At 61.4% G+C, this 10,262-nt stretch carries 7 protein-coding genes; 4 read left to right on the plus strand and 3 right to left on the minus strand.

Annotated features, from left to right (window positions below; genetic code table 11):
• The 3 genes from AC1DYU_RS25900 to AC1DYU_RS25910 all read right to left on the minus strand — a co-directional run.
• A partial coding sequence (locus AC1DYU_RS25900; protein WP_476794110.1) for a Ros/MucR family transcriptional regulator occupies positions 1 to 427 on the minus strand: 427 nt, incomplete at its 3' end.
• Positions 428 to 546: 119 nt separating this feature from the next.
• Positions 547 to 4,038: an AAA family ATPase gene (locus tag AC1DYU_RS25905; protein ID WP_476794111.1), complete on the minus strand. Its 3,492-nt coding sequence runs from the start codon at positions 4,036 to 4,038 to the stop codon at positions 547 to 549.
• Positions 4,038 to 5,312: a metallophosphoesterase family protein gene (locus AC1DYU_RS25910; RefSeq protein ID WP_476794112.1), complete on the minus strand. Its 1,275-nt coding sequence runs from the start codon at positions 5,310 to 5,312 to the stop codon at positions 4,038 to 4,040. Before AC1DYU_RS25910 ends, AC1DYU_RS25905 begins: the two co-directional genes overlap by 1 nt.
• Before the next feature lie 450 nt (positions 5,313 to 5,762).
• Here AC1DYU_RS25910 and AC1DYU_RS25915 point away from each other — a divergent pair, with 450 nt between their 5' ends.
• From AC1DYU_RS25915 to AC1DYU_RS25930, 4 genes are all read left to right on the plus strand, one after another.
• Entirely contained in the window at positions 5,763 to 6,659 is an 897-nt protein-coding gene (locus AC1DYU_RS25915; protein WP_476794113.1) for a hypothetical protein, read from the plus strand.
• Positions 6,625 to 7,506 (plus strand): nucleotidyl transferase AbiEii/AbiGii toxin family protein, encoded by an 882-nt coding sequence (locus tag AC1DYU_RS25920; protein ID WP_476794114.1) that lies wholly within the window; start codon positions 6,625 to 6,627, stop codon positions 7,504 to 7,506. The genes AC1DYU_RS25915 and AC1DYU_RS25920 overlap by 35 nt, the downstream gene beginning before the upstream one ends.
• A 253-nt stretch (positions 7,507 to 7,759) precedes the next feature.
• Positions 7,760 to 10,156 carry an AAA family ATPase gene (locus AC1DYU_RS25925; RefSeq protein ID WP_476794115.1) on the plus strand — a complete coding sequence of 799 codons (2,397 nt, stop codon included), beginning with the start codon at positions 7,760 to 7,762 and terminating at the stop codon, positions 10,154 to 10,156.
• Positions 10,101 to 10,262, plus strand: a 162-nt coding sequence (locus tag AC1DYU_RS25930) for a transposase (RefSeq protein WP_476794116.1), incomplete at its 3' end; no start/stop codon positions are given. The genes AC1DYU_RS25925 and AC1DYU_RS25930, both read left to right, overlap by 56 nt.

The raw sequence follows: 10,262 nt of genomic DNA on the forward strand, positions 1-10,262 counted from the left end.
GGGGGCCGGGGGCCGGGACTGGGGCCGCCGCTGGCTTGCGCCCAAGCCCAATCGATTTTGCCAATACTGACCGCGCCTCGGCATAGCTGGGAGCGACCATCGGGTAGTCGGCTGGCAAGCCCCATTTTACGCGGTACTCCTGCGGCGTCAGCCCATATTTATTCCCGATATGACGCTTCAGCGATTTGAATTTCTGGCCGTCTTCCAGGCAAATCAGGAAGTCTGGGGTGATCGATTTCCTGATCGAGACAGCGGGTACGAGTGGCTCCGCCAGCGCCGCTGCCGGCGCGCTGCCGAGCTTCGCCAGCGCGGAATGAGTGCTGGCGATGAGGCCGACCACGTCAATAGCAGGAACATTATTGTGGCTCACATAGGCCGCGACGATAGAAGCCGTCAGTTCCAGTAGCTCTTCATGATTCTCGGACATTCGGATTCCTGCGTCTAGGAGAATGGCGGGTGCTGATAAACGGCACCGAAGCAGAGACAGGCTCTGCGAGGAAGTGCATGTGACTAACGTCCAGAGATCGGCGTGCGCAAGCAATCTTACTATCGTTGCAGGCGTGCAGTCAGTTCATGAATCCTAGCACCCGGGCACACCCGCCGCGCGATCTCGCACAGATGCGGATGATGGGTGAGGTAGATCACCTGCCCAACCCCAGCCATCTCGCCGAAGAGCCGGAACGCCTCCTCGGCACGGAAATCATCAAACGTCTCCATGATGTCATCGGCGATGAACGGCACCGGCTGCCGCGAGGCGACGAATTCGTAGTACCCGGCGACGCGCAGCGCGAGATAGAGCTGGAAACGCGTGCCCTTCGACAGCCCCGCCGCCTCCTTCGAGCCTCCGCCCGCCGCCAGCGCGATCAGGATCTCGCCGTCTTTCTCCGGCTGGGCGGCGAGTCCGGTATAGGCGCCACGGCTGATCGTCGCGAAGGCCTCAGAGGCTCTCGCCATCATCGAACTGCGATGCCGGTCGCGATAGGCGCGCAGCGCCTGTTCGGCCGCTGCAGCGCCAAGCTTCAGCCGGAGATAGCGGAGCGCGCGATCCTCGATGTCGAGCAGCAGCGTACGCTTCTCCTCCTCGATCTTCGCCACCGCGCCATCGCCGCCGACGGCCTCGACCCGGTCCTGCGCCTTGCTGTGGACAGAGAACGCGTCTCGGCTGCGCTGATCCTGATCACCGAAGCGGGCCTTCAGCTCAACAAGCTCAGCCTCCAGGGCAGTGTGATCGGCGAGATCGAGGGCAGCTTCCGCCTCGTCTATCGTGGGCAGCCGAAGCGCAGCGAGAATGTCCCGCTCTGCGGCTTCGGCCTGCGCCGCCAATTCTCCCCTCTTCTCGATGGCCGACAGCTTGCCTGAGACCTCCGCCAAGGTCGCGACGCTGAAGAACGCGGTCACCTGCGTCTTGCGGCGATCGTGAACTGCCAAGGTCTCGGAGAGCGAGCGTTGCCGGGTCCGAGCAGCCTCGAGGTTTTGGGCCGCGGTCGCCCGCCGCGTGCGTTCGGCGTGGGCTTCCTGAATCCGAGCGCTGACCGCCTGCGCCAAGTCGAGGATATCGCCCGACGCAGCAACGACCCCCATCTCACTTGCGAGCGCTTCAGCCTCATCGCGGAATGCGGTCTGATCCTTCTCCATCTTGCCGATCCGGTCGACGAGGCTGGCCTTCTTCTCCAGCACCGGACCGAGCTCAGCGATGGCCGCGAGGATTTCGCGAACGGCCGCGAGCGTCGGCGCTGTGCCGCCCTGTCCCAGCCAACAGGCCGAGCAGGCTTTGGTCCATGAGGCGTTCCAGTCCCGGTCGGCCTCGGTGGCCTTTTCAAGCTCGCGTTCGCGGTCCGCCAGGTCGCGCTGCCGCTCATCCACAATGGCACGTAACGCCTTCAGCTCGACCTCCCGGTCGAGCGCCCCCTGCCCCGCTGCGAGCAGCGCCTCAAAGCCAGCATCGGCGCCCTTCGGCAAACCAGCCACGCTGAGCGCAGCGGCCAGCCTATCCCGCACAGCCACGGCGTCGGCATCCGCCTCTCGGAGATCGCTCTCGGTCGCACGGACAAGCGCCCGCGACTCCAGCGCCTTGTCACGACGGCCGAGCCAGGCTTCGAACAGAGGTAGGGAGATGCCGTCCGGCAACGAAGGGCATGTCACAGCTACGGCCGCCGCGATCTCGCGCTGGAGGCCCTGCATAGTCGTTGCTGCGGCGTCCTGGAGTTCGATTTCGCGATGGCACTCTGCCTTCACAATGGCCAGGGACTGGCTCACCTGATGGAGTTTTGCGACATCCGCCAGATGACCGAGGCGCCCACTTGTGACGATATCGTCACGCCGCAACGCCGCTTCAAAACCATCGGCGGAAGCAGTATCGAGCTTGCCACGATGAGCGGCCCAGGCCTGCTCCCGGATTGCACGAATGCTCGCAGCTTCCTGATCAGAGACAAGACCTGAGATTCCGCTGAATGCGTCCAGCTCGGCCGTCAGGCGGATCTGCTCCGTCGTCAGGCGCTCGACCTCGCCGGCATGCTGATCGATCCGCTTCTGTGTCTCAGCGATCGCCAGCGTCCAGCGCTGTATCTCAGCCGCAGGGGGAGCAGGCAGATCGACGAGTTCATCGACGTCACCGTTCCAGGGCCGCAGCTCGCGGAGGCGATCCGCCAACGTCGCGCGGGCGGCATCCCGAGCCCGTTCGGCCAGCCGGCGGCGCGCCGCATGGTCGTCCGCCCGCGCCGCCGCAACCGTCGCCGCGAGCGCTGACATCTGCGTCTCTCGCCCCTGCCCCCTCTCCGCGTCGCCGCCGGCCTCGCGCAATCTCGCCTGTGCCTCGTCCAATCGCCGACGAGTCTCGGACAGCTCATTGGAAGTCGATCTCAGCGCGGCCTCGATGCCCGAGCGCGTCTCGATCAGGGCGCGAAGAGCGCCCACGACAGAAGCTCCCAAAACAAGGCTATGCGGATCTGCCTCTCCGGTCCGCTCGATGCGGCCCAGGATCGTGGAGATCGCGAATTCCGCCTCGCGCAGTTGCAGGCGGCGCTCCGGGATATCCTTCTCGGCTGTGACATGGCGGGCGCGGAGATCGGTAAGCCGCTCGACCTTGTCGGCCAGCCGCAGCGCCGTCTCGTCGACCACGATCGCATCGAGTTGCGCTGACAGTTCCGCGATCTCCTCGGTAAGACCTTGCGCGCGAATGCCGAGCTCGATCTCGTCCTTCTGCAATTGCGGCAGTTCGTCGGCCCAGCCGCGCGGAGCGTCGGGAAGATCGGCCAAAGGCGCGATGCGCTGACGGAGCGCGCGCAGATCCGTCAGGCGCGGCAAGGCATTCAGATGACGCTGGATCTCGTCCATGCGCGCCTGGATCTTGCCGCGGCTGACGATCGCCTCTTCGTACTGGACGGCAGCTCGATCGCGCGCCTCAATCAGCTGGGCATAGTCGGACGCCAGGGTGTCGATCCGCTCCCGCTCCGCCTTGAGCTCCCCGAGACGGGCCTTGAGCTCCGAAAGCTCGCCGCTGCGGGCGCGGTATTTGTAGAAGCCCTCTGCCTCGGCCTTGAGATCGACGAGGCCTTTGCTGAGATCGGCCAGGCCTGCGCTTGCGGAAAACAGGAGCTGGCCGAGATCGCCTTTGCTCGACAGGATGCTTTCGCCGCCCGCCTCCAGCGTCGCATCGTCGAGCGAGAACATCGTGCGATAGGATTCACGATCGATGCCACCGAGTTCTCCCAGGAGGACGCCCTCAGGAATCGGCTGGTCGCGCGCATCGAGCAGGCTGTTCTGCGGCCGCTTGATCCGAACGAGCTGCTGGGGCCCCCCTGCAAGCTCCAGTGTCCCGCCGATGCGCATCGTCGGATAGGGATGGATGAAGTTGAAGCGGCTGCGCGTCTCGATCCCGAAGAGGAGATCGAGAAAACCGGCCAGGGCCGTCGATTTGCCCGCCTCGTTTGGTCCGTAGACGATGTGCAGGTCGGGTTGGCCTTCCACCCGCTCGCCAAAATCGATGCGATGATCGGTGAACTTGCCGTAGCGCGTGAGATCAAGGCACTTCAGGCGCATCAGGAAACGCCGCCTTCCGCACCCGCATGAAGCCGGGCGAGCACATCCTCGGAGCCATCCCTCGCCAGCGCGGCGATCGTGGCCTTGAACGCCTCCTCGTCTGACCCGAGCAGGCCGCGGCATTCCTGCGGAAGCTGGGTTCTCAGCTCCTCTGCGATGGCCGCGACCTCGGCTTGGTAGGCGTCGGAGCCGATGATCTCCTCATCGATCAGGCGGCGCAGTTCGGTGAGCGGATCGGCCGATGAGCCGGCCACCATACCGGGCGCCCGGCAGTCGACCTCAAGCTTCTCGACCCAGCAGTTCCCGATGACGGACGCCCGATCGTCAGCCTCCGTCTTGAGGAGATCGAGATCGCGCCGAATGCGCCAGGCCAGCGGCGTCGCTCCCGTCACCCGCAAACGGGCGACGAGATGTTCCGAGGCGACGTCGCCGCGCGCCTGCTCCAGCCCTCGCGCCAGCGCTGCGACAAGATCGCGCCAATAGTCGATCCCCGTCGCATCGACGGCAATCCTCTCGAACTGCGCGATGCTGGTGACGCGCTCCTCGATCCGGATCGAGCGATCGTCGCCGAGCGTGACCAGGGTCACGGATTTGGCGCCGGCCTCGTTGATGTCGCGGCCCTGCGGCATGCCGGGCATCACGATCGCGCAGCCGCCCTCGATGACCGAGCGCTTGTGGATATGACCGAGAGCCCAGTAGCGAAAGCCGGTGCCCTGCAGATCAGCCAGGCTGCACGGCGCATAGAGATCATGGCCGGCCGCGCCGGCGAGGCTGGTGTGCATCAGGCCGATATTCACGGCGCCCTCGACCGGCGGCCTGTATTTGCCGATCAGGCTTTCGGGGGCATGGGACTGTGCGAAACTGAGTCCGTGGATCGCGACGGGAAACTGGCCGTTGCTCCGCTCGATCGCAATCGCCTCGGCGCGGCCGCCGAACAGCTTCACCGACTCCGGCAGGGTCAGCTCCTTGCTGATCCGCGACAGCGCGTCATGATTGCCGCGGATGATGAAGACACGGATGCCCGCCTCGTGCAGTCGGCGAAGCTGCTCGGCCAGAAACCTTGCCGTCTTCATCGAGGTCTGGTCGCCATCATAGAGATCGCCGGCCAGCAGCAGCGCATCGACCTGTTCGTCGAGACATAGATCGACGAGCCGCACGAAGGCGCGCCGGGTGGCGTTTCCGATCAGGTCGGCGAGGTCCGCGTCGCGCAGCGCAAGCGAGCGCAGCGGTGAATCCAGATGGATGTCCGCCGCATGGACGAAGCGATACGTCACGTCATGCTCCCTGCTCGTGCCTCGGTACGGCCCCGAGACGCAGCAATCCTAGCTCACTTGCTACCTTGGGCATCCGACAACATACAGATCCCGAGTCTCGCGCGACAATTGCCGCTCGATTCTAGGGCGCAGTCCGTTCAGTTTAAAAAATTTTGAATTTCCCTTGACAAGGCCACTTGACAACGCTATCTATGTTTATCAGACTCTCTAGTATTAAATGTCCTGAGGACATTTAATACTAGAGAGCAGTAAAAACGATCATTTTCAGCAATTTCAATGACTTACCTGCTGAGAATGATTCATTGACACCCAGTGTGCCCGCCGCTAATGTCCTCAGGACATTAGCGGCGGGCACACGTGATTGGAATTGACGCAGCTCTGAGAAAAGCGCTTGTCGCGAACCAGCGACCGGTAGTCACCGAGTATGCCTTATTCTTGATTCTCCGCCAATTGATCAGCGACAAGGCCGTGGACGGGGTACCGATCCGGCAGGTCAAAAGCTCCAGCGTCGCCAATCGAGACACCCTGCGAAGCCGCATCCGGTCGTTGCTCAAAGGCCGGTACGCGCGGCCAGACGAGGACTTCTACCCGGGCGTCAATGACGGCGAGCCTCGCGATCCCAGTTCCGGCGGTCAGCATTATAAAGTGCTGCGCATAGCCGATGTGCCGGATGCCAGCGCCGAAGAGATCAGCGCCTTGGTCGACCCGTTCTGCTACCTGTCCCATTTGTCTGCCATGCAGCGCTATGGACTGACCAACCGGAGCCCGGCCGGCCTGGTCATATCCACCCCCGAGGTGAAGCTCTGGCGTGAGCAGCGCGATGCCAAAATCGCCAAAGACTATGCGCATGTGCAGATCGACGAGCGCTTCGAGCTGGGCGCGCCGACCCGCATGCCGCTGGAAAAGATCGATTTGCCCGAAATGCTGCGTGGGCGGGCGCTCGACAAGCACACGACCAAACATCGAACCGAACTGAGGCCAATCCGAGGGTCCTTCGCCCGCATACCGGCGATCGGCGAAGTGTTCGTCCAGATGATCGACCGGCCGGAACTCTGCGGCGGCATCAACCACGCTCTCGAGGTGTGGGCAGGGGAGTCCAAGACCTACCTGGACGAGATCATCAAAGCGGTCGACGGCCACGACCAGAGCATCATCAAGGTGCGGGCCGGGTATCTTCTTGAGACCCTGGCGGAAGCCCGGGACCCCCGGATCGACGCCTGGCAGAAATTTGCCCAAAGAGGCGGCTCCCGCAAGCTCGACTCTGGCGCGCCCTACTTGGCAATCTTCTCGGAGAAGTGGATGCTCTCCTTGAATGTCGAATCCGAATTCCTCCCCACCGCCGGCTGATCTTGACGCCTGGGTCGATGCCGTCACGGCCGACCCAGTGCGTCATCGTCAGCGCCAGGTCACCCATATCCTCCTGCATGCGGTTGCCCGCACACCGGAGCTGCGTGACGCCCTCTATTTGAAGGGTGGCATCCTGATGTCCGCGTTCTACGGCAGCAGCCGTCAGACCGGCGACGTGGATTTCACGGCGGCGGTCCCGCCAGAGCCGTTCGCCAGTGAGATCCGGGACAATCTCGACAAGGCAATGTCGTCAGCCGCGGTCGATCTGGGCTATCTGGACCTGCTTATGCGGGTCCAGAAGATCTCCCGCGAACCCGGCAAGACCTTTGAAACCGCCCACGGGTCAGCACTGCAGATGACCATCGGCATCGCCGAGAAGGGCACCGGCGCCGCCAAATGGTTCGACAAAGGCCAGGCGAGCGAAGTGCTGGGCGTCGACATCTCCTTCAAGGAGCCGGTGATCAACGTCCAGGTTCTCGAGGTGGGGCACACCGAAGGAACCGTTCACGCCTACAGCCTCGAGGAGCTAATCGCCGAGAAACTGCGGGCCTTGGTCCAGCAGGTGATCCGGAAGCGCCAGCGGCGCCAGGACGTCTACGATATCGCCTGGTTGATTCAGCACGTCCCGCTTGATGATGACGCCCGGGCACGGGTTCTGGACGCATTCCTGAAAAAATCCGGAGCTCGCGACGTCGCCGTGGACCGCAACACATTCGAAGATCCCGAGATCAAACGGCTAGCCCAGGCCAACTGGCACACCATGGAGGTCGAGATCGGCACCCTGCCGGACTTCGACGAGATGTATGCCCTGGTCCAAGAATTCTATCGGAGCTTACCGTGGCGCTAACGGGGCTTTTTCTCGGTGCGAGACGTCCACGCCGGCTGCGATATTGTCGGCGTAGGACCAGCCGGGCTCATACTCAGCCTGCTGTTCGCCCGCGCCGGCCATGCGAAATGGACCAACGCGTGGTTCAGTCCATAGTTAATAATGACGCGGGGGGGCACCACTCGCGCCGCGTACCCGGTCATGAATTAAGTATTCAGCTTTACATTCTGTACAATTCTCTCGCCTCGTTTCCTATCAAAGCTGTGAAGTTAATATGATTTTTGTAGATCGCTCGATTGCAACGATACCAGAGATTCTGGTTTCATCACGCGCCGAAGTAGCGCGCGCAAAAATTCGACATCTACTGTCATCAAGCTCACCTGATCACCTGGAACAACTTCGAATAACATTTGAGCCAATGATATATTTGACAGCTAGACCTGATCTCTTTCGTCTCTTCAAGGGCAAATGCGCCTATTGCGAGACCGGGATACTCTCGAACCAATCGGGCGACGTAGAACATTTCCGTCCTAAACAAGGAGCGCGATCGCTCACGGCCGAACGCAATCAACTTTATTACGCATGGCTTGCATATGACTGGGACAACCTTCTTATAGCTTGCATCGACTGTAATCGGAACCGGTCCTATCGTGAGGGCAGGGCCGGCAAGGCCGAGCACTTTCCAGTCAAGGGTTCTCGCGCACCGCTGATGGCTGATGTTGCTACGTGCCGTGAGTTCGAAAAACCGCTCCTGCTTGACCCTTGTTACGATCGTCCCGATGAGCATCTCTCGTTTCGTTCCGATGGCAGTTGTCGCTCGCTAAGCGACCGGGGCGAAACTACAATCGAGGTCCTTGGTCTCAATGTCCGAGAGGGACTCGTAAAAGCCCGTCGTCAAGCTTGGGTCGAAGCAACCCTGCTTGCGAACGAATTCCTTCAAATGACTCTCTCAGGAGATATGCTTGCACCGTTTCTATTGCGGTTGCGGAACAGAGTTGATGGCACCGAGCCTTATACTGCGGTCTGCCGCGCTGCGATTCGTAACCTGTGGGAGCGCCTGCGCAAGTCGGGATTGGAAATCGAAATAGGTGCGGACGGGTTGCCTGTCATAATCAGCCAGGGTGGTTTGGAAGAAGCCGTCAGTCGAGGGATCCTCGATGAGGAGCGATCGAGCCCGTTGGAGCCCGCACCCGTCTTACCTTCTCACATGGCTCCGAACCGGTACCCTGGCAAAGAGGCGCTACCGGCCTACGCTCGTGAGCGCGTGAAGCGGGTTGAAATACGTAATTTTCGCACACTGCAGGAACTCGATCTCGATATCCCGACCGAAACAAGCGAGGAAGATCGACGAGCTGGCGCTTTGATGATCCTCGGTGAAAATGCAACGGGCAAGAGCACAATCCTGCAAGCCATTGCCCTCGCACTGCTCGGTACGACACAAATAAAGAAGCTTGGGTTGAGGGGCCGAGAGTTTCTCCGGCGCGATAACGACTGGCAACTGTCTCCTGCTCAACAAGCAACTGAAATCACCGTATATTTCGAGAAACCCGGTATCGTTCAGCGCCTCAAGATTAATCCACGCACAGGAGAGTTCGAGGGAACCGAGGCTCCTGCTATGGTGATGCTCGGGTATGGACCCCGTCGATTCTTCGCGGAAGGCAAAGGCACCAGACGGCCCCGCGCGCCTTCGGCGCGGGTGAAAACTCTCATCGACCCAACCGCTATCATCACCAATCCGTCACCTTGGCTGAAATATTGCACCGATAGCAGCTACAATGAAAGCATCGCTGCTCTTCGTAAGCTGCTCGCGTTGCCGGATGAGGCGTTCGTCGAAAGACCCGCAGCGGGCCATGAGACCGAAGGCGAGATCATGTTCCAGTTAGACGGAAATGCTTCGCCTCTCGATCGCCTCAGCGATGGATACAAGACGACGGTGGCAATGAGCGTGGACGTGATGCGCGAAATGCTTCGCTACTGGCGTTACCTCGAAACAGCGCAAGGAATTGTTCTCATCGATGAGGTGGAGACACATCTTCATCCGAGATGGAAGATGTGGATCATGCGAAGGCTGCGTAGCGCCTTGCCGCAGGTTCAATTTATCGCCACCACGCATGACCCGCTCACATTACGGGGAATGTACGACGGCGAAGTGCGGGTCCTCCGCCGGGAAGTCTTAACTGACCCGGAAGGATCTAGGGTTGAGCTAATTAAAGACCTACCGAACGTTCAAGGGCTCTCGGTTGAGCAGCTATTGACCTCGGACCTGTTTGGTCTCTTCACCACGGAGGATCCGGCGGTTGAGGCGGAATTGATCCGCTATGTCGCGCTTGCGGCCAAGGTCAATCGAACTACGGACGAAGAGGCAGAGCTCGAGCGACATCGGGCTGGGATGGCTCGACAGCTGCGGCTTGGGGACACACCGGCGCGGGAGCTGGTCCAGCATGCGGTAGGCCAATATTTGCAACAGAAACGAAGCACTGCGCCGGCCACCCACGAACGAGCGTCGCAAGCGGCCATCGACTATGTTGTGGGACTTGACGTGCTCCCCGAAAACTCGGCCAGTCCGAACTGGAATTTTCCACTTATGATCCCGGGATCGGGACGAGGAGAGTTCCATGAAGGCATCGAAGTTCACCGAGGCGCAGATCGCGTTCGTTTTGAAGCAGGCTGAGAGTGGCGTGCCGATCGCAGAGGTCTGTCGGAAAGCCGGGATTTCGGACGCGACGTTCTATAACTGGCGTAAGAAGTATGCGGGCCTGATGCCGTCGGAGATGAAG

Source organism: Allobosea sp. P2_B12 (assembly GCF_056404835.1).